Origin of the sequence: Rhodococcus sp. NCIMB 12038, from assembly GCF_002165735.1 — a bacterium.
Classification (GTDB): domain Bacteria; phylum Actinomycetota; class Actinomycetes; order Mycobacteriales; family Mycobacteriaceae; genus Rhodococcus_F.
Window position 1 is genome coordinate 1 of record NZ_NHML01000021.1, and the last position, 18,302, is coordinate 18,302.

Genomic DNA, 18,302 nt, shown 5'->3' on the forward strand with positions numbered 1-18,302 from the left:
GCTGCCCGGTGGTTCGATCACGCAGACGTTGGCGGACGGCACCGTGGTGACGGTGAACCTGACGGACGAGAGTGCGAACATTTCGCCGTCGATGGGTTCGACGCCGTTGCACCGCAACGTCTGGGTCAACGGCAAGGCCGCAGTCACGCTGGACGGTGCCGGAGCCAAGGGCGCCACCATCACCCCCGGTTACATCCTCGCCTGCCAGGTCGACTTCGGCGCCAAGGGCGACGCCGGCGCCAGCAGCAAGATGACCATCGACGACGAGAGCGGCAACCTTGTGTCCGGCCCGTTGGCAGGCAAGAGCAACGGTGCCATCACCCTGGGCCCGGGCCAGGCCAAGAACGTCACCGTTCTCGACCTCGAGAAGAAGGATGCCTACGGCGGCGAGTCGCACACCGGCGGCAACAAGTTCACGGGCAAGACCGGTTCGGTCACCTGGGCCGACTCGACCCTCGGCGTGAGCGGCTGCGCCGGCTACGCCCAGGCGCGCAGCTACGTCAAGGTTGCTGTCAGCACCGACAACGTGAGCAGCAACGTCACCCTGTGGGGGCAGCCCTTCAGCATCGGCTGATTGCTTTCTCCATAAATAAGTAGGAAATACCCGGAATCGGGGCGCGGGAATACTCGTGCCCCGATTTTCGGTGTTCAAAATGCGCTATTACACGCAAATAACGCGCCTTTATGTACGGTAACGCTTACGTAAATGCACCCTTCTGGATATTACGTTTCGGACTCGAATGCTCTAACTTTGGACCGTCACTAGGTGGTTGGGCTTTCTCCGAAGGTCGGAGCAGCTACGCCTGATGAGGGGAACGAATGAGCGAGAACCGCAAGTCCGGCCTGCGCCGTGGCGCCCGTATTGCAGGCCTGGGTGCTGCTGCGGCTGTTGCACTCGGTTTGATGTCTACTGGTGCGGCGAGCGCGGATACTTTCATCCCGCTGCCTGATGGTTCGAAGGCCGGTCCGAATGCGACGTTGACGCGTACTGCGGAGAGCGCTCTGTCGTCGCCGTCGTTGGCTGCCAATGGCGCCGGTCGTACGGCGTGGGTGTCGGGAACTGTGACTGCTGATGTCAAGGGCATCAAGGAGGTCACCGACGTTCCGGAGGCGAACAGCACGACGAACAACGCGGGCACGTACAACGGTACGAATGCGACGACGACGCATGGTGTTTCGCGGGTGTCGACCGGGTACATCGTGGGTTGCCAGGTGGACATCACCGGTCTGTCGGCGAGCCCGTCGTTCTCTGCGGATCTGTCTTCGTTGACGCCGAGCCTCGGGCTGTCGGTTCCGTTGAACTCGGGTGAGGTCAAGTACGTGCCGATCGCGGCGAAGGACATCAAGAAGGACGGCGTGTACGCGCTGCAGTACCAGGATGCGGAGCTGCAGGTTCAGAAGTGCGGTGGATTCGCGCAGGCTCGGTCGTACTCGGTCGTGGAGATCGTGGGTAACGACTACTCGAAGACCGTTCTGTACGGTGCGCCGTTCAGCATCGGCTGATTTCGGTCTNTTTCGCAGTTCTTCCCANCCACTTTCTCGCGTGTGCGAGGTTTCTATCCCTGAGAGGGAACAATGATCATCAACCGTAAGAACGGTGTGCGTCTGGCCGCGGTCGGTGCCGCTGCTGCCGCGACCATGGGCTTCTTCTCCGTCGGTGCGGCGAACGCCGATACGTTCGTTCCGCTGCCCGGTGGTTCGATCACGCAGACGTTGGCGGACGGCACCGTGGTGACGGTGAACCTGACGGACGAGAGTGCGAACATTTCGCCGTCGATGGGTTCGACGCCGTTGCACCGCAACGTCTGGGTCAACGGCAAGGCTTCCGTCCACCTGGACGGCGCCGGAGCGACCGGTGCGGACATCCAGCCCGGCTACGTCCTCGCCTGCCAGGTCGACTTCGGCGCAGAAGCCGGCGCGGGCGTCGAATCGGGGAACCTCGCGGACCTCGTGACCGGGGCTGCCACATCCATTCCCGTTACGCCCGCCGGCAGTGGTGCTGTAACCCTCGGCCCCGGTGAGGCGGTCAGCGTCGACATCATCGACCTCGAGGCGGCGGACGCCTACGGCGGAGAGTCGCACTCGGCATACAACAGCTTCGAGGGTACCGACGGTTCGGTCTCCTGGGCCGACTCGACCCTCGGCGTGAGCGGCTGCGCCGGCTACGCGCAGGCGCGGTCGTACGTGAACGTGTCGGTGGAGACGGACAACGTGAGCAGCACCGTCACCCTGTGGGGACAGCCCTTCAGCCTCGGCTGATATTCGTTCCACTCATGACTCCGGGCCCGTGCAAGCAGCTGCTGCACGGGCCCGGAGTCGTCGAAACGCTATTCGCGAGTCTGCTCGAGCTTCGCGGCCTTCTCCGCCGGCATGGCGTGCGCTCCGTCGGAACTTGCTGCCGCCCCGTCGGTTTGGAGGCTCGCTTCGAGGATGTCGCGAATCTGGATCAGCAGGTCGGCCTCGCTGGCCTTCTTGTCTGCGGGTTCGGTGATGAACCGCTTCTTCGCGGCGTTGGCCGGGACGATGAGAATGAAGTACACGACCGCGGCGATGATCACGAAGTTGATCACGGCCGTGATGACGGCGCCGATGTTGATGAAGGTGGCCGGGTTGTCGGCGATTATCTGATAACCCCAACCCAGGTCGTTGGCGCCGCCCGCAACGGCGATCAGCGGATTGATCACGTTGTTGGTGAACGATGTGACGATGGCGGTGAACGCGGCTCCGACTACGACCGCGACGGCGAGGTCGAGGACGTTCCCCCGGAGCAGGAAGTCCTTGAATCCCTTGAGCATGTCGACGTCTCCTCGAGTGGGTGGCAAGTCATCCAGCACTGTCTCCCGGAAAAGCCTAGATCAGCCCGGCTCCGCGTGACGGGTCACTGAAACGTCACGGTGATCGCGCTCGTGAGGGACGCTGCGGCCACCGTCGTGGCGTCGGAGGCCGGAAGCGCCAGCATCACCACCCGTTCGCGCTGGTCACGTCCGTTCTCGGACGGAGTCACCAGCACGACGACGGCGCGGGAGGCCAGGACGGTGGCTCCGGACCGCCGGTCCGGATTCGCTGGTGTGCCGGGATCGACCGTCAGCACGTCGACGCGATCGCCCTCACGCAGGAGTTCCGTGACGGCCGGGTCGGCGAGCCGGACGGGGACGATCCGTGCGTCGTCCATGCCGGCTGCGGCAGCGGCGAGGCGTGGGCCCAGCACCCGGACGTCGGTGAGGGCTTCACCGGCGCGGGTCGGCCCGGCGAGGGTGCGTCCGTCGACGTCCGACACGGCGGTGACGGCCCCGTCGGGGAGGCTCCCGGCCTCGAATTCGACCAGTTCCACGTCGGCGTCCGTGAGGACGACGCCGGGTTGCAGATCACGCGCGGCCACCACGACCGCGGAGCGGGCGGAGCCGGGGTCCGCGCGGGCGAGGAGGGCCAGCGCGAGGCAGACGAGGGCGGCGGCCAGGACGCGCCGGGCGGCGAGAGTGCGGGCCCAGCCGGGATGGGTGAGATCCGACAGCCGGTCGGCCCATGACGGGCTCAGGCTTCGGTGTGCGCGGTTCGACCGGTGGTGACCGGTCTGGGCGGGGTCGAACGACATGGTTCGACGCTAGGAGACCGGCAGGCCCGTAGGTACGCCGAACGGGCCCGCCTGTGGATGGACGAGAAGTTGTGGATAACTCGCGAAAGCGCGAGAACTAGCTGGCAGCAGCCTTGGCCGGTGCGGCGGTCGCGGTGCTCGTGGAGCTGGACGAGGCCGTCGACGAACTTTCCGACTTGGCAGCGGGAGCAGAGTCGGTCTTGGCCGGCTCGCTGGCCGCTCCGGACGTGCCGCGGCTGTCGGTGCGGTAGAAACCGCTGCCCTTGAAGACGATGCCGACGGAGTTGAACAGCTTGCGCAGCTTGCCCGAGCATGCGGGGCAGACGGTCAGGGAGTTATCGCTGAACGACTGGACGATGTCGAAACGGTTGTCGCATTCCGTGCACGCATATGAATAAGTGGGCACTGGGTTCCTCCGCACTGTGTAGTCAAACCGCAGGTTTTAGCACTCTACAGTCGACAGTGCCAACAACGCTAATCAGGGAACTATTCCGGGCCCAGGATGCCCCCGTTGTTCGCCGAGCGCGACGAGTCCCGAGTCGGGCGTGAGGGCCCATCCCATACGCACGTCATGAGGATCCTCCGGCAGTTCGGGCACCAGTTCCTCGTCGCGGACCATCGTGATCAGCCGCGCGTCGGGGGCGGCGAGCCCGAGGGTGCGGTCGTAGAAGCCCGCGCCGCGGCCGAGTCGCACGCCGCGTCGATCGACGGCCAGGGCGGGAACGAAAATGGTGTCGGCCGAACGGATCTCGCCGGGTTCCTGCACCGGTCCGGTGGGTTCGCGCAGGCCGTAACTCGCGGGGGCGAGACAGTCCGCGCCCGTGAACTCGGACCAGTAGAGCGGGCCGGGACCGCGGGTGACGGGCACGAGGACGCGTCCGGCGACTTGCCGTAGGGCGTCCAGAAAGTCCAGCGACCCGGGCTCGAGCGCGGTGGGGACGTAGGCGCAGACGGTCGATCCGCCGGCGATTTGCTGTGTGACGAGCGCGACAATCGCCTGGTCCTCGGCGGTGCGGAGTTCGGGGGTCAGCGCACGCCGCCCGGTGAGCACCAGTTGCCGCCACTCGTCCTTCGTTCGTGCGTGCATGTCCCAACCTTAGAGCCGGCCCGGCAGCGTCTCCGGCGGGTTCCGGGAGGTGGCTGACAGGATCTTGGTGACTGACTGGTAGGTCCGCACAGTTAAGGTGTGGGCATGACAGACGCCGCCCCGCACACCGCCAGCGCCTTTCGCACGGCTGTCGTGCCCGCAGCGGGAATGGGGACGCGATTCCTCCCCGCGACCAAGACCGTGCCGAAAGAGCTGCTCCCGGTCGTGGATACCCCGGGTATCGAACTCGTTGCCGGAGAAGCCGCCGACTCGGGTGCAGGCCGGCTCGTGATCGTCACGTCGCCCGGTAAGGACGGAGTGGTCGCCCACTTCGTCGAGGACCTCGTCCTCGAGAGCAAGCTCGAGGCCAGCGGCAAGTACCACCTGCTCGAAAAGGTGCGCAAGGCTCCCGGCCTGCTCGAGGTGGAGTCCGTCGTCCAGGACCAGCCCCTCGGCCTCGGCCACGCGGTCGGCTGCGCGGAGTCGGTCCTCGACGACGACGAGGACGCCATCGCCGTGCTCCTCCCGGACGACCTGGTGATGCCGCGCGGCGTGCTCGAGACGATGTCCCGGGTCCGCCGCAAGCGGGGCGGCACCGTGCTCTGCGCCATCGACGTCCCCAAGGACCAGGTGAGCGCGTACGGCGTCTTCGAGGTCGAAACGGTCCCCGACGCCACGAACCCGGACGTCCTCAAGGTCACCGGGATGGTCGAGAAGCCGGCCATCGAGGACGCGCCGTCCACGTTCGCCGCCGCCGGTCGCTACCTCCTCGACCGCGCGATCTTCGATGCGCTCCGGCGGATCGAACCCGGCGCCGGCGGCGAACTCCAGCTCACCGACGCCATCGCACTCCTCATCAAGGAAGGCCACCCCGTTCACGTCGTCGTGCACCGGGGCACGAGACACGATCTCGGAAATCCCGGCGGCTACCTCCGCGCTGCGGTTGACTTTGCGTTGGACATGGAAGAGTACGGCCCGTCGTTGCGCGAATGGCTGATCGACCGATTGAAGCGGACGGAATCCTAGAAGCTCGGGAGGCAAGAACTTGCGGTCGGTCGAGGAGCAACAGACGATCGTGACCGCGGCCGCGGTGGCGCCGCGGCCGGTCCGTGTGGCGATCTCCGAAGCCCAGGGGCTGCTGTGTGCCGAAGAAGTGGTCACCGAGCGGCCGCTTCCCGGGTTCGACCAGGCCGCCATCGACGGTTACGCCGTCCGTAGCGTCGACGTCCAGGCTGCCGGAACCGACATCCGGGACGACGAGGGTGCGCCCGTGGAACTGTCCCTTCCCGTGGTCGGCGAGGTCACGGCCGGTTCGCGGCAGCCGATCCGGCTGCAGCCCCGTCAGGCCGTCAAGGTCGACACGGGGGCTCCGCTTCCGACGCTCGCCGACGCCGTCCTCCCGCTCGACCGCACCGACGGCGGCCGGGCCCGCGTCAAGATCTACAAACCGGTCCGCTCCGGCGACTACGTGCGCCGCGCAGGCGACGACGTGCAGCCCGGCGACGTCGCCGTCCGGGCAGGCACCATCATCGGCGCCGCCCAGGTCGGGTTGCTGGCGGCGGTGGGACGCGACAAGGTGCTCGTACATCCCCGGCCCCGGCTGTCCGTCATCTCGGTAGGTGGCGAACTCGTCGACGTCGACCGCACCCCGGGACCGGGTCAGGTCTACGACGTCAACTCCTACGCGCTGGCCGCCGCCGCCCGCGACGCCGGCGCCGACGTCAACCGGGTCGGTATCGCGAACGCCGACGCGCGCCGTCTGCGTGAGGTGGTGGAGGGTCAGCTGATCCGGTCCGAGATCGTCGTCATCGCGGGTGCGGTCGGCGGCGGAGCCTCCGAGGACGTCCGGGACGCGCTCGCCGATCTCGGCAACCTCGAGGTCGACCGGGTCGCCATGCACCCGGGATCGGTCCAGGGTTTCGGCCAGCTCGGCCGGGACGAGGTTCCGACGTTCCTGCTCCCGTCCAATCCGGTGAGCGCCCTGGTGGTATTCGAGGTGATGGTGCGCCCGCTGATTCGCATCGCACTGGGTCGCAGGCAGCCGATGCGCCGCGTCGTCACCGCCCGCACCGTCGCGCCCATCACGTCGATCGAGAACCGCAAGGGTTTTCTCCGTGGTCAGCTCATGCGCGACGAGGCCACGGGGGAATACCTCGTCCAAGCTCTCGGCGGGGCGCCGGGCGCGTCCTCGCACCTGCTCGCCACGCTGGCCGAGGCCAATTGCCTCGTCATCATCGAACCCGAGATCACCGAGGTGCGGACGGGTGACCAGGTGGACGTGGCCTTCCTGGCGCAGCGTGGCTGATGACACTGCGGCAGTGTGGAACGAGATGACACAGCATCGGCGTGAGACGAGATGACACAGCATCGGCGTGAGACGAGATGACACAGCATCCCGGTTGGCCTCCGCATCTCGGACCCCTGCGGGTGAAGGGTGGCGTCGTCACAGTGCGCGCCATCAGGTTGCGTGACGCCTCCGCGTGGAGTCGTCTGCGCACCCGTGACCGCGCGCACCTCGAACCGTGGGAGCCGACGGGGGAGGCGCCCTGGGAAGCCCGCCATCACATTTCGGGCTGGCCGGGACTGTGCAGCAGTCTGCGTTCGGAGGCCCGCAAGGGCCGGATGCTGCCGATGGCCATCGAACTCGATGGCAATTTCTGCGGCCAGATCACGATCGGCAACGTGGTGCGGGGTGCGCTGCGCTCCGCGTGGATCGGCTACTGGGTGGCCAGCGACGTCAACGGACTCGGTGTGGCCACGGCTGCGCTCGCACTGGGACTCGATCATGCCTTCGGCCCCGTGGGTCTGCACCGCGTGGAGGCCACCGTGCGTCCGGAGAACCTGGCGAGCCAGGCGGTACTCCGCAACGTCGGCTTCCGCGAGGAAGGTCTGCTGAAGCGCTATCTGGACGTCGACGGGCAGTGGCGCGACCACATTCTGGTCGGAATGACCGTCGAGGACGTGCCCGGCACCGTCGCGGATTCGCTCGTGCGGAGTGGCAAAGCCACCTGGGCGTGACCGCCGGCGCCGTCTGGGCGTGACCGGTGAATCCACCCGGATTTGCCCGCCGAATCGGACATGGACAAACGTCCAGCTACGCGGCAGTTATTTCACGGTATCAAAGCTCGCCGACCGGGACTCCGCTTTCGGTGAGTCTTTGCCCGATCGTTTCCTTCGCCTGTGCGAGGCATGTCGAGCACCACATTTTCGCGTTACGCATGTGACACCTGAGTATGGTGAGATCGGCGCGTCTGCGAAGATGTGCGTGTTCATGCGGTTAGCCTGGATGGGTCAACAGCGGTATCCATGCTGGTAGACGATTGGGAGGAGGTCGCCGAATGCCGAACTCGTTTCTCTGGATCGGGCTCGTCGTCGTGTGGCTCTTCGTCCTGGTCCCGATGCTGGTGAACAACCGCCCCCGAATTCGGCAAACCAGTGACGCAGCACTCGCGACGCGCGTGCTGCACCGCGGCGACGAACGTCCCGTGCAGCGTGGACCCGCGGCAGGGCACCGCAGCGACCCGTACTGGCAACCGGAACCGGACCACTACGGCTACGACGCGGAGGACCTTGTGGACACTCACGCAGAGGAAGACTATTTCGACGGTGAGCGGGCCCCGGTCGGCGAGTACGTGCCGGTGCGCCGGGGACGTGGCGGCTTCGATCCCGAGGCCGACGCGATCGCGCGCGAGGCCCGCTACGGGTTTCGGCAGCGATCGCTTCTCGGGCTGGTGTTCGCGACGATCATGTCGGCGGCGCTCGGCCTGATCATCTCTCCGCTGATGTGGTGGGCGTTCGCGGCCGGCGCGGCCGGTCTCGTCGCCTACATGGCGTACCTGCGCCGGCAGGTCCAGATCGAGCAGGAGATCCGTCGGCGGCGGACCGCGCGTCTCAATCGCTCGCGGCTGGGTGTCGAATCCCGGAGCGACGACGAACTCCGGCTCATCCCCGCACGGCTGCGGCGTCCGGGCGCCGTCGTCCTCGAGGTGGACGACGAGGACCCCGAATTCGATCACCTCGACCACTTCGACGACGAGCCGATGCAGCAGGCGACGATGCGCCGGGCCGCCGGTGAGTAGCCCTCGGATCCGGGCCGAAAGCCACGTCGGTGCAGGCGATTCGCTCCCTCCGCGGGTTGCCTGCTAGAGTTTGCCGAGCGGATCGCAGGATCCGCGCGGGGCTGTGGCGCAGTTGGTAGCGCGCTTCGTTCGCATCGAAGAGGTCAGGGGTTCGATTCCCCTCAGCTCCACCGCAGAAGAGGCACTCACTCCATCCGGAGAGAGTGCCTCTTCTGCGTTCCGGCCCAGGTGAGTGCCGTCGTCGGGGGTTCGAGGTACCTGGCATTCCGCTTCAAATTTGCCAAAAGGTAACTGAATGCTGTGTACTGTCCGTAGGTCATCAAGGGGTCGATCGCACGGGGTGGAAATACATGCAGGCAATGCGCAAGATCTCGCAGTTTCTCGAGCCGGCGACGGTGGTTGCGACCATCACCGCGACGATGTTGCTGGTGAACGCTCTGTGAACTCCCGTCGGCCAACCGACGCCGCGACGACCCCGACCGATCAGCACCTCCAGGCGGCAACGCCGAGCCCGTAGGGGTTCACCGAAGCTGCTCGAGTCCCACCTGGCTCGGGCATCGCTGGTGGTGCCGGTTCCCCGACACCGGCACCACCAGCACCTCCGCTCGATTCGCTCGTTACCATGACAGCGGCGATGTCGCCGTGAACGTGGTGTCGTGTCGTGAATACGAGGGGGGTGCATTGTGAGCGCGCGTCGCGTCTTTCGAAGGCTGACCGTGGCCGGGCTGGCTCTGGCCTTCCTGTCTGGGCTCGCCTGGATCACTGTTTCGGCGTTCCCGTCCGACGCCGTCGCCGGCCCCCAGTACCACGAATGCGACGGCGGCCGCTGCGAAGACGGTTCCACCGGGTCTCCCGGCGGTGGCAAACCTCGAGATCCAGACCCACCGTGCGACAGCCGGAGCAGATGCGGTGGCGGAGAGCCCAGCGGGACACAGGAACCCAGCGAGACGGCCGAGCCCAGCGAGACGGCCGAGCCATCTGGGACCCAGGAGCCGTCCGGGACCACGGGACCAACCGAGTCCGCTGAACCTACCGGGACGTCGACTCCTTCGACGTCCCGTGTCGTCGTCGCTCCGCCCAACCCGATCGAGTTGCCGCCCCCGGGCGAACCGAAGGTTGTGCGCCCGGACACGTCCGGAGGCGACGACTCCGGTGACGTGGGTTCCGGAGACGTAGGTTCCGACGCTGCTGCCGCCCCGGGCGCGGAGAGCCCGGCCGCGCCCCCGGCGTCCGGGGGAGCGCCGGCAGGAGGGTCCGGTCCCGGCGCCGCCGTGGCAGGTGCGAGCGGTTCCACGGATTCGGCGCCCCAGGACCGGCCAGCGGGGGAGACCGCCGGCAGCGACGCTCGATCGCCCGGCGCGCAGGCGCCTGCCCAGGGCGATCCCGCTGCCGCACCGCCGGGAATGGTTCCCGTGGTCCACAGTGAGCCGTTGCCCGCGATCACCGTTCTCGGTGGGGTCGGCGTGCTGCTGTGCTGCGCCGGCGGAGCGGGAGCGCTGACCTTCAGGGGTGGTCGCGCACAGCAGGCGCGCATCGCGGCCGCTCGGGCGGAATTCTTCCCGCCCGCTTCGAATGGAGGGGTGTAGTCGTGGGGGCGAACAGATCTCATCGTCGGGTGGCGGCGGCCGTGGACGCGGTGTGTGACGCGGCGGCCAGAGCCGAGGCAGTGACGCTCCGGCACGTGGTGGACGCGGTGGCCCGTGAACGGCAGCGTTCCATCGAACTCGACTTCACGAAGCCGATGGCACCCGGGGTCTGCGGCCAGCGGCGTGCGTACCCGGACCGGGACGTCATCGTGCTGGCGCCGGGCCTGCCGGACCTCGACCGCACGCTTGCGCACGAGTTGGGTCACATCGTGTTTCGGCACGAAGGCGCAGAGATCGTGGCCGCGACTCTCGAAGCCGGCGACGATCTGATCGCCTACATGCTCAGCCAGCGGTCGCGGCGGCGGGGAGACGAACAGCCGTCCGACGAGGTGGCCGAGTGGGAGGCCGAGACGTTCGCGTCGATGCTGCTCATCCGTTTGAAGACGATGCAGGGGCGCGGTACTCCCGTGTCCGTGCTCCGATACGACGAGGCGATCGGCTGATGGGCTGGCTGATTGCGCTGGTCGTATGGACGGCGGCGGGTGCCCGGATCGGCCGGGTCGCCGCGCGTCGGCCGACGCCACTGCGGGTGGCGATGGTGGTGGCCGTGTCCAGCGCGGCAATCGCGTCGACCCTCGCCGTTCCGGACGTCGCCGGCCGCCTCGACACCCTGGCCCCGACGGCCGGCCTGTCGGAGATCGTCCTCGAACTGGCATGGACGCTGTTCGCCGCCGCGAGCGCGGTCGGCGCGGTCTCCGTGTGGCCGATACTCCCACGTCCGGCGCTGCGTGCGGTGGCCGTGATCGTCTACACCATCGCCCTCGTGCTCGGAATCGGGCTTGCCGGTGGAATTCCAGTCCCCGCGCTCGTGTTCATCGTGATCGCGCTGACCGCGGTGGTCGTCACCGGCGGCCGGCACGTCGCGTGGACCCCGCTCGGCCGGGGAATCTCGCTGATCGTCGTCGGATCCGCGACGGCCCTCGCGGCAGCCGTCGTGGGACTGGTGCGTGAGCTGTCGGGGCAGACGTGGATCGTCGGCTCCTCGCCTGCGTACACCGTCGCGGCCGTGATCGTGTCGGTCGGCACCGTGTGGGTGCTCGTCGAAACCTGGCTGCGCGCACGGCAGGACCTGCGCCGCATGGACACTCTGCATTCGGTGCTCGTCACCCGGTTCCCCGAAGTGGTCGAGGGCGACGGCAAGGGCAGCACCACCGTTCTGCGCGCCTCGGACGCCGTCGCCCATGTGATGGACGCGCTGTACCTGCAGGCGGGTGCGGGCATGCTCGACACGAACGAACAGCAACTTCCGGAATCGACGGCCGCGCGCGCCGAGATTCTCGCGCGCTGGATCCACGACCCGGTCACCTCGGACGTTCTCGACACCGAATGGATCGCACCGCCCCAAGGCATGTCGCCGCGCCGATGGGTCCTCGAACTCGCGGACGCGTATACCGAGTTCGGGTCGTCGTCCTCGGCTCTCGCGCAGGCGGACACCGCGGATTCGGCTGCGGACTAGCCGGAGCGGCCCGTGAGGCCGGTCAGTCCGGCGAACCGGTGACCAGCCACCCGCACGGCGCGGCGAGGTCCTCGGCCTCGGGCGGTCCCATGGATCCCGCGGGGTACGGCTTGGCCGGGGGAGGGTCACGCAGGAGCGCGTCGGCGACGGTCCAGACGTGGGCCAGGCCGTCGGGGCGCGTGAACAGCGACCGGTCGCCGTGCAGGACGTCGAGGATGAGTCGCGAATAGGGTGCGAGGGCGTGGCCGAGCGGCACCGTGTCGAGGGGCAGCCCCAGGTGGCCCACCGACAGGCTGTCCTCGGGTCCGGGCTCCTTGACGACCATGGAGATGTCGATCTCGCCGTCGCCCTTCAGATCGAACGTCAGGACGGCGCCGTCCGGCGGAATGTCGGTGAGCGGGCCCTGCGGACTGCGGAAGACCAGGCTCACCCGTTGCTTGCTGACGCCCAGCATCTTTCCGGTGCGGAGGAGGAACGGCACTCCGCGCCAGCGGTCCGTGTCGACCCACAACCGGGCGGCGACGAACGTCTCCGTCGTGGAATCGTCCGCGACACCGTCGACGTCGCGGTACCCCTCGTACTGGCCGAGCACCACGTCGGCCGTGTCCAGGGGCCGGAACGCCCCGATCACGGATTCCCGTGCGGATTGGAGATCGTCGGCGCCCAACGTCTCCGGCGGTTCCATCGCGATCTCGGCGGCGACCTGGAACAGATGCGTCACCAGCATGTCCAGGACGGCGCCGGTGGCGTCGTAGAACCGGGCGCGGTCGTCGATGTCGAGTGTCTCGGGCACGTCGATCTGAATCTGCTCGACGTGTTCCCGGTTCCAGACACCCTCGACCATCCCGTTGGCGAAGCGCAGGATGTGCAGGTTCTGGGTGCTCTCCTTGCCGAGGAAGTGGTCGATCCGATAGATCTGCTTCTCGTCGAGGACGTGGTGCACGGCTTCGTCGAGTTCGGTGAACGCCTCCTGGGAAGTACCGAACGGCTTCTCGTACACGACGCGTGCGCCGCGGGCCAGATCGTGAGCGCCGAGCGCACGGGTGGTCTCGGCGAACGTGCTCGGCGGCAGCGCCAGGTAGTGCACCAACTGCGCGTCGGCCGCACCGAGGTCCTGCCGCGCCTGCTGCACGGCCGCGGGGAGTGTTCCCGGATTGTCGGGGGTGAAACCGCCGCCGGCGAATCTCAGCCGCCGGGCGAACGGTTCCCAGTCGGCGTCGTCGTGCGGCACTCCGAACTGGTTCACGACGTCGTGCACGTGGTCGCGGAACTGATCGTCGGAGACGTTGCCGCGCCCGGTGCCGATCAGCATCCACTCGGAGTTCAGGAGCCCCGACAGGGCGAGCTGGAAGAACGCTGGGAGGACCATGCGTTTGGACAGGTCTCCGGTGGCACCGAAGAGGACGAAGATCGTGGGACCGAGCTGCGGTCTGTCAACCATTGCTCCATCATGCGCCACGGAGCCACGCCGGGCAGGGCAATCCGGCGGTGTCGTCGGGCCCGCGCCAGTGAGTCCTACGTAGATCTCCGAAGCGATTCTCCGCGAACTCGTTGCCGCCCAACGGCTCTCGTCGTCAGCGGGACGCGTCCGGCGGGACCTCCGGCAACCCCTCGCTGGCGCGGAGTTTTTCGGCCATCGTGGTGAGCAGATTCTGCGACTCTTCGGAGAGGTCGAACGCGCGGCTCGAGAGCTTGCGGAGTCCGTATCCCTGGAGTTGCGAGAGAAGCTCGAGATCGTGGTCGATCTTCGCGGCGTAGATGTCGTTGAAGAAGTAGTCGGGCTTCACCTTGAAGAAGCGGGCGAATGCCGCGACCGTCTCGTCCGAGGGATTGGTGCGTTGGCCTGATCGGAGCTGGGAGATGTAGGGCTTCGAGATCTGATGCCCGTCCTCGATCAGCGCCGCCGCGACCTCGGCGTTGGTATGCGGTTTACGTCCCGGAGGGTGGACCGTGTCGAAAAGCTTGTTCAACCGCGCAGCAAAATCTGCCATTGTGAGCCGCCGGGTCCTCTCTCGTGCGCGCGTCAGTCGTGTGAACGACACCGTACCACGATGATAACCGATTGATAACTCACGGACATAGAGGCAAAACGCCGTTCGCTCGAGCGGGGCTTATCTCATATATGTTTCAATCACCGCGCGCCGCTCGCGCGGGGTTCGTCGGCTTTTTGGGGACTCTCTGTGCTCGTCACGCCCGTTCTACCGTTGAAAGTTCAAGGGCGGACTCGGCCCGGGCTGAGATGTGCTCGCGTCAGCGTCCGCGGTCGAGGGCGTGGCCGCATGGTTGCCGTTTCAATCACTGAGAGTTTGCTGGCACCATCGCAGGGGCGTGCGTCGCGAGGCGGGAGTGCCCATCGCCCCTGTTCAGGACCGCAGTGTTGCGTTGCGCATCGCAACGGCCAGAGGTCGCTCGCGACCCGCGGGGCTCGGTGAACACTACTGTGAACCGGTGCCGTCTGCACGGGCGGCGGGCCGCGCGCCGTCGATCCGGCTCTCGGCTGCCGCGAATGACCGGCGGTCCCGCCTCGTCAAGCTGGACGATAGTCCAGCCCAGGTGGGGTTCTAGCGGCCGCCGCAGACCTCCGAGTCTGGTCAAAACTGAAGCCGTCAGGGATGATTGTGATATGGAACACAGAATGAGTGACGCCGAGCTTCGGAAGGCGATTCGAGTTCTGCGCGAGCGCGCCGACGACGCCCGGCACCGAGGAAACGACGACGATGCCAATGGGATCGAGAGGACGATTCGTACTTATCAGGAAGAAATGACCCAGCGGTTGTGAACCGTCACGAACCGGCCCGCCGAGGGCCGGTTCGCGTCTCTTCCGGGCAAATGCGTCGCCGCGGTTGCGTGCGCGCAATCAGATTGCGTGCGTAGACTTCCAGCCGACACGGATCGGTGACGACGGGGGCGCACACGGCTATGGCGATCAAGACGCTGGACGGCAAGAAGTGCCTGATCACGGGTGCAGGTAGCGGAATCGGGCAGGCAACCGCCCTGGCTGCCGCGGCGGAAGGCGCCGAACTGTTCCTCACCGACATCAACGAAGTCGGCCTGGCGCAGACGGTCGAGCAGGTCGGCAGCGGTGGGGGCACCGTCAGTTTCTCGCGCGCGCTCGATGTGTCCGACTACGACGCGGTTGCCGCATTCGCCGCCGACGTCCACGAACAGTTCGGCAGCCTCGACGTCGTGATGAATGTCGCCGGCATCTCCGCGTGGGGGACGGTCGAGAATCTCGAACACCGTCACTGGAAGTCCATGGTGGACGTCAATCTGATGGGTCCGATCCACATCATCGAGAGTTTCGTGCCCCCGATGGTGCGGGCGGGGCGCGGCGGACATCTGGTCAACGTCTCTTCCGCCGCCGGCCTCCTGGCACTTCCGTGGCATGCGGCGTACAGCGCAAGCAAATTCGGGCTCCGCGGAGTCTCCGAGGTCCTGCGGTTCGATCTCAAACGGCACGGCATCGGCGTGAGCCTCGTGGTTCCCGGCGCGGTCAAGACGCCGCTGGTGGGCACCGTCGAGATCGCGGGTGTCGACCGCGACGATCCACGCATCCGAAAGGCGATCCACCGTTTCGAGAAGCGGGCCGTCACGCCCGAAAAAGTTGCTTCCTGCATCATCGCCGGCATCAAGAAGGACCGCTACCTGGTGTACACGTCGCCGGACATCCGGTTCGGCTACTGGTGGGCCCGCAAGTTCTCGCCGCCGTACGACTTCGTGATGCAGCGGGCGAATGACCAGTTCAGCAAGTTCCTGTAGCGGCTACGCCTCGCCGGCGCGGAGCACGGTGCCGTCGGTGAATCGGACGCCGTCGGTGCACCGGCACTCGACCTGCCCGGCGCCGAACTGCTCGGCGTGGAGGCGCGCGTACAACCCTTGCCGCGCAAGGAGTTCGGTGTGCGTGCCGCGTTCGATCAACGTTCCCTCGTCGATCACGAAGATCACGTCGGCGTGCTGAATCGTGGACAGCCGGTGAGCGATCGCGAGGGTGGTGCGTCCGCGCATCACCTCGCCGAGGGCGCGTTGGACGAGTCGCTCGGAGACCGTGTCGAGCGCGGACGTCGCCTCGTCGAGAATCAGTACGCGAGGATTCTTCAGCAGCACCCGGGCGATGGCCAGGCGTTGCTTCTCGCCGCCGGACAGGCGGAATCCTCGTTCTCCGACCAGGGTGTCGTAGCCGTCGTCGAATCCGAGGATGCGGTCGTGGATGTTGGCGGCTGCGGCGGCCGCCTCCAATTCGGTATCCGTCGCGTCCGGTTTGGCGTACCGAAGGTTGTCGGCGATCGACGCGTGGAACAAGTACGGGTCCTGGGTGACCATTCCGACCGCGTCGGCGAGTGAACTCATCGTCAGATCGCGCACGTCGTGGCCGTCGACGAGGACGGCGCCCCTGTCCACCTCGTACAGGCGCGGCACGAGGTAGCAGAGCGTGGTCTTGCCTGCCCCGGACGGTCCGACGAACGCGGCGAGCTGACCGGGTTCGATCTCCAGCGACGTGCCCGCGACCGCCCAGCGTCTGCTGCGACGTTCCGCCGGTGCGGTTTCGGGCGCCGCCGCGGCCGGGAACCGAGACGCGACGGTCGCGATGCCGCGCACGCCGCCGCCCCCACCTCCGCGGCCCAGGCTGCGCAGAGCCACCGGGTCGGGATCCGCGGTGGCCAGGCGGACGGGCGCGGGATACGCGAAGTACACGTCGTCCAGTTCCACCCGCCCGGGGGAGTCCGCGGGCAACTCGACGGCGTCCGGCCGGTTCACGATCGCGGGTTGCAGGTCGAGGTACTCGAAGATGCGGCGGAACAACGCCATCGACGTCTGGACGTCGAGCGTGACCCGCATCAGCGAGACCAGCGGTTGCAGCAACCTGGCCTGCAGCGTCGAGAACGCGACGAGTGTTCCCGCCGAGAGCGCCGCGGACCCGCCGCTGACGAGATACCCCGCCAGCAGGTAGACGAGGGCGGGAGTGATCGCCATGAACGAGCTCACGACGGCGAAGAAACCCTGCCCCGTCATGGCTTGGCGCACCTGAAGTTCCGTCTGCCGGGCGTTCTCGGTCCGATACCGGTCGAGTTCGGTGTCGGCCTGGTTGAACACCTTCGTCAGCAGCACACCCGACACGCTCAGCGCTTCCTCGGTGATCGCGGTCATGTCCGACAACGACTCCTGCGTCTTGCGCGCCAGGACCCGCCGCCGGGCGCCGACCCGCCGCTGCAGGTAGACGAAACCGGGGAGCAACGCGACCGCGAGCAGCGTCAGCTGCCACGACAGCAGCAGCATTGCGATGAGGGACGCCGTGACGGTGACGACGTTCGAGAGGATGCTCGACGCCGTGGACGTGAGGACGGACCGCACCCCTCCGACGTCGTTGGCCAGTCGCGACTGGATGGAACCCGTCTTGGTGGAGGTGAAGAACGCCAGTTCCATCTTTTCGAGATGGGCGAACAGGCGTTCCCGGAGATCCGCCATCGACAGGTTGCCGACCTTGGTGGTGAGGTAACTCTGGCCGACGCCGATCACCGAACCCGCCAGCGTCACCACGATCATGGCCACCACCAGCCACAGCAGCAGCGTCAGATGCACGCCGCTGCCGTCGGTGGGGAACAGTGCGCGGTCGAATACGGCCTTCGTGAGGAAGGGATTCACGATGCCGAGGAGCGCGGAGACGACGATCGCGGCCGCGACGAGCGCCAGCCATCCGCGGTAGGGGCGGAGGAGCGCCCAGATGCGGGGGAGTAGCGAAGGCTCGGGCGCCTGCTGTGTGGATACGGGACCGGTCGCGGACATCTCCCCATCGTGCCCACCGAGCGGAGCCCTGGCGAGTCGATTCGGTCCGGTTACGGCCGGTCACCGTGCCCGGGGATGCCGAGTTCGCCTCGCACTGCGGCGAGGAAGTCCTCCTGGGCGCCCTTCCCGGACTGGAAGTGGTCGGCGAACTGTTGCTGGCGGGTGGACAGGGCGTCCGCTGACACGACATCATCTGCCGCGAAGTCGTTGCTCAGCCAGCCGATCGTCTCGGCGCCGGCCAGATACTCGACCACCATTCGCCGTGCCGATTCCACTACCGCCTCGGATCCGATCAACTCCACCGCCGCGAACTTCGAGCCGAGCACGATATTCTGCCGCGGTAACGGCCCGAGGATTTCGAGCATCACGCCCGAGAGGACGGGGCCGTCGAAGTGGTCGAATGCCACCGACACGGAACTCGCGGTGGTGCACACCTCGTTGGCCGCGGTGAGGAACTCCGAATAGATCTGCTGCCGCTGCGTTCGCAGGAACTCGTTCGAGGACTGGTTCACCGTCGCCTCCACCTGATTCGACGTGTTCAGGAGTGTGAACGCCCCTCCGGACACGGAACCGATCAGGGTGCCGACGACGGCCATCGTAGCGACGAGCATACTGAGTCGAAACTCGTGGCGCCGCACAGTCATTCGATCGCCAGTTTCGG

The 18,302-nt window shown here is 67.1% G+C and carries 20 protein-coding genes and 1 tRNA gene; 13 read left to right on the forward strand and 8 right to left on the reverse strand.

Annotated features, from left to right (window positions below):
• From CA951_RS28135 to CA951_RS28145, 3 genes are all read left to right on the forward strand, one after another.
• A partial coding sequence (locus CA951_RS28135) for an MspA family porin (RefSeq protein ID WP_143543101.1) occupies nt 1-574 on the forward strand: 574 nt, incomplete at its 5' end.
• A gap of 245 nt (nt 575-819) precedes the next feature.
• Nucleotides 820-1,503 carry an MspA family porin gene (locus tag CA951_RS28140; RefSeq protein WP_087559976.1) on the forward strand — a complete coding sequence of 228 codons (684 nt, stop codon included), beginning with the start codon at nt 820-822 and terminating at the stop codon, nt 1,501-1,503.
• Between the two features lie 72 nt (nt 1,504-1,575).
• The gene (locus CA951_RS28145; protein WP_087559977.1) at nt 1,576-2,259 is read left to right on the forward strand and encodes an MspA family porin; all 684 of its coding nucleotides are present in this window, start codon (nt 1,576-1,578) and stop codon (nt 2,257-2,259) included.
• Nucleotides 2,260-2,327: 68 nt separating this feature from the next.
• Here CA951_RS28145 and mscL read toward each other — a convergent pair whose 3' ends face one another.
• The 4 genes from mscL to CA951_RS28165 form a co-directional block, all read right to left on the reverse strand.
• Nucleotides 2,328-2,795, reverse strand: coding sequence for a large conductance mechanosensitive channel protein MscL (gene mscL, locus CA951_RS28150; protein WP_087559978.1), 468 nt, complete (start codon nt 2,793-2,795; stop codon nt 2,328-2,330).
• Between the two features lie 83 nt (nt 2,796-2,878).
• The gene (locus CA951_RS28155; RefSeq protein ID WP_087559979.1) at nt 2,879-3,592 is read right to left on the reverse strand and encodes an SAF domain-containing protein; all 714 of its coding nucleotides are present in this window, start codon (nt 3,590-3,592) and stop codon (nt 2,879-2,881) included.
• Nucleotides 3,593-3,689: 97 nt separating this feature from the next.
• Nucleotides 3,690-3,998 (reverse strand): FmdB family zinc ribbon protein, encoded by a 309-nt coding sequence (locus tag CA951_RS28160; protein ID WP_015889437.1) that lies wholly within the window; start codon nt 3,996-3,998, stop codon nt 3,690-3,692.
• Nucleotides 3,999-4,070: 72 nt separating this feature from the next.
• A complete protein-coding gene (locus CA951_RS28165; RefSeq protein WP_087559980.1) occupies nt 4,071-4,679 on the reverse strand; it encodes a 5-formyltetrahydrofolate cyclo-ligase in 609 nt (202 codons plus the stop codon).
• A gap of 105 nt (nt 4,680-4,784) precedes the next feature.
• On the opposite strand from CA951_RS28165, the gene CA951_RS28170 reads away from it, so the two are divergent.
• The 8 genes from CA951_RS28170 (at nt 4,785) to CA951_RS28210 (ending at nt 11,860) form a co-directional block, all read left to right on the forward strand.
• The gene (locus CA951_RS28170; protein WP_087559981.1) at nt 4,785-5,705 is read left to right on the forward strand and encodes a UTP--glucose-1-phosphate uridylyltransferase; all 921 of its coding nucleotides are present in this window, start codon (nt 4,785-4,787) and stop codon (nt 5,703-5,705) included.
• A 19-nt stretch (nt 5,706-5,724) separates the two neighbouring features.
• Complete coding sequence (gene glp, locus CA951_RS28175; protein ID WP_087559982.1) at nt 5,725-6,984, forward strand: gephyrin-like molybdotransferase Glp; 1,260 nt, start codon at nt 5,725-5,727, stop codon at nt 6,982-6,984.
• A 77-nt stretch (nt 6,985-7,061) separates the two neighbouring features.
• Complete coding sequence (locus CA951_RS28180) at nt 7,062-7,697, forward strand: GNAT family N-acetyltransferase (protein WP_087559983.1); 636 nt, start codon at nt 7,062-7,064, stop codon at nt 7,695-7,697.
• 320 nt (nt 7,698-8,017) lie between these two features.
• Nucleotides 8,018-8,758 carry a gephyrin-like molybdotransferase receptor GlpR gene (glpR, locus tag CA951_RS28185; RefSeq protein WP_087559984.1) on the forward strand — a complete coding sequence of 247 codons (741 nt, stop codon included), beginning with the start codon at nt 8,018-8,020 and terminating at the stop codon, nt 8,756-8,758.
• A gap of 97 nt (nt 8,759-8,855) precedes the next feature.
• Nucleotides 8,856-8,928: transfer RNA gene (locus tag CA951_RS28190), tRNA-Ala, on the forward strand.
• Between the two features lie 987 nt (nt 8,929-9,915).
• On the forward strand, nt 9,916-10,344 hold the full coding sequence (locus CA951_RS44535; protein ID WP_256974114.1) for a hypothetical protein: 429 nt from the start codon (nt 9,916-9,918) through the stop codon (nt 10,342-10,344).
• A 2-nt stretch (nt 10,345-10,346) separates the two neighbouring features.
• A complete protein-coding gene (locus CA951_RS28205) occupies nt 10,347-10,847 on the forward strand; it encodes an ImmA/IrrE family metallo-endopeptidase (protein WP_087559986.1) in 501 nt (166 codons plus the stop codon).
• The gene (locus CA951_RS28210; RefSeq protein ID WP_087559987.1) at nt 10,847-11,860 is read left to right on the forward strand and encodes a hypothetical protein; all 1,014 of its coding nucleotides are present in this window, start codon (nt 10,847-10,849) and stop codon (nt 11,858-11,860) included. The genes CA951_RS28205 and CA951_RS28210 overlap by 1 nt, the downstream gene beginning before the upstream one ends.
• A gap of 22 nt (nt 11,861-11,882) precedes the next feature.
• Here CA951_RS28210 and CA951_RS28215 read toward each other — a convergent pair whose 3' ends face one another.
• Both CA951_RS28215 and CA951_RS28220 read right to left on the reverse strand, forming a co-directional pair.
• Nucleotides 11,883-13,301: a glucose-6-phosphate dehydrogenase (NADP(+)) gene (locus tag CA951_RS28215; RefSeq protein WP_087559988.1), complete on the reverse strand. Its 1,419-nt coding sequence runs from the start codon at nt 13,299-13,301 to the stop codon at nt 11,883-11,885.
• Nucleotides 13,302-13,434: 133 nt separating this feature from the next.
• Nucleotides 13,435-13,851: a helix-turn-helix domain-containing protein gene (locus CA951_RS28220; protein WP_087559989.1), complete on the reverse strand. Its 417-nt coding sequence runs from the start codon at nt 13,849-13,851 to the stop codon at nt 13,435-13,437.
• Between the two features lie 644 nt (nt 13,852-14,495).
• On the opposite strand from CA951_RS28220, the gene CA951_RS43545 reads away from it, so the two are divergent.
• Both CA951_RS43545 and CA951_RS28225 read left to right on the forward strand, forming a co-directional pair.
• Nucleotides 14,496-14,639: a hypothetical protein gene (locus tag CA951_RS43545; protein WP_005561362.1), complete on the forward strand. Its 144-nt coding sequence runs from the start codon at nt 14,496-14,498 to the stop codon at nt 14,637-14,639.
• A 140-nt stretch (nt 14,640-14,779) separates the two neighbouring features.
• Entirely contained in the window at nt 14,780-15,619 is an 840-nt protein-coding gene (locus CA951_RS28225; RefSeq protein WP_087559990.1) for an SDR family oxidoreductase, read from the forward strand.
• A gap of 3 nt (nt 15,620-15,622) precedes the next feature.
• Here CA951_RS28225 and CA951_RS28230 read toward each other — a convergent pair whose 3' ends face one another.
• Complete coding sequence (locus CA951_RS28230; protein WP_087559991.1) at nt 15,623-17,641, reverse strand: ABC transporter ATP-binding protein; 2,019 nt, start codon at nt 17,639-17,641, stop codon at nt 15,623-15,625.
• 50 nt (nt 17,642-17,691) lie between these two features.
• Entirely contained in the window at nt 17,692-18,252 is a 561-nt protein-coding gene (locus CA951_RS28235; protein ID WP_256974115.1) for a hypothetical protein, read from the reverse strand.
• Nucleotides 18,253-18,302: the final 50 nt, after the last annotated feature.

What these genes read in the sequence shown, in the direction of transcription:
- CA951_RS28140 (WP_087559976.1), top strand. Translation starts at nt 820, where the DNA reads ATGAGCGAGAACCGCAAGTCCGGCCTGCGCCGTGGCGCCCGTATTGCA.
- CA951_RS28170 (WP_087559981.1), top strand. Translation starts at nt 4,785, where the DNA reads ATGACAGACGCCGCCCCGCACACCGCCAGCGCCTTTCGCACGGCTGTC.
- CA951_RS28220 (WP_087559989.1), bottom strand. Translation starts at nt 13,851, where the DNA reads ATGGCAGATTTTGCTGCGCGGTTGAACAAGCTTTTCGACACGGTCCAC.
- CA951_RS28165 (WP_087559980.1), bottom strand. Translation starts at nt 4,679, where the DNA reads ATGCACGCACGAACGAAGGACGAGTGGCGGCAACTGGTGCTCACCGGG.
- CA951_RS28210 (WP_087559987.1), top strand. Translation starts at nt 10,847, where the DNA reads ATGGGCTGGCTGATTGCGCTGGTCGTATGGACGGCGGCGGGTGCCCGG.
- CA951_RS28235 (WP_256974115.1), bottom strand. Translation starts at nt 18,252, where the DNA reads ATGCTCGTCGCTACGATGGCCGTCGTCGGCACCCTGATCGGTTCCGTG.
- glpR (WP_087559984.1), top strand. Translation starts at nt 8,018, where the DNA reads ATGCCGAACTCGTTTCTCTGGATCGGGCTCGTCGTCGTGTGGCTCTTC.
- CA951_RS28180 (WP_087559983.1), top strand. Translation starts at nt 7,062, where the DNA reads ATGACACAGCATCCCGGTTGGCCTCCGCATCTCGGACCCCTGCGGGTG.
- mscL (WP_087559978.1), bottom strand. Translation starts at nt 2,795, where the DNA reads ATGCTCAAGGGATTCAAGGACTTCCTGCTCCGGGGGAACGTCCTCGAC.
- CA951_RS28215 (WP_087559988.1), bottom strand. Translation starts at nt 13,301, where the DNA reads ATGGTTGACAGACCGCAGCTCGGTCCCACGATCTTCGTCCTCTTCGGT.
- CA951_RS28225 (WP_087559990.1), top strand. Translation starts at nt 14,780, where the DNA reads ATGGCGATCAAGACGCTGGACGGCAAGAAGTGCCTGATCACGGGTGCA.
- CA951_RS28155 (WP_087559979.1), bottom strand. Translation starts at nt 3,592, where the DNA reads ATGTCGTTCGACCCCGCCCAGACCGGTCACCACCGGTCGAACCGCGCA.
- CA951_RS28145 (WP_087559977.1), top strand. Translation starts at nt 1,576, where the DNA reads ATGATCATCAACCGTAAGAACGGTGTGCGTCTGGCCGCGGTCGGTGCC.
- CA951_RS28230 (WP_087559991.1), bottom strand. Translation starts at nt 17,641, where the DNA reads ATGTCCGCGACCGGTCCCGTATCCACACAGCAGGCGCCCGAGCCTTCG.
- CA951_RS43545 (WP_005561362.1), top strand. Translation starts at nt 14,496, where the DNA reads ATGAGTGACGCCGAGCTTCGGAAGGCGATTCGAGTTCTGCGCGAGCGC.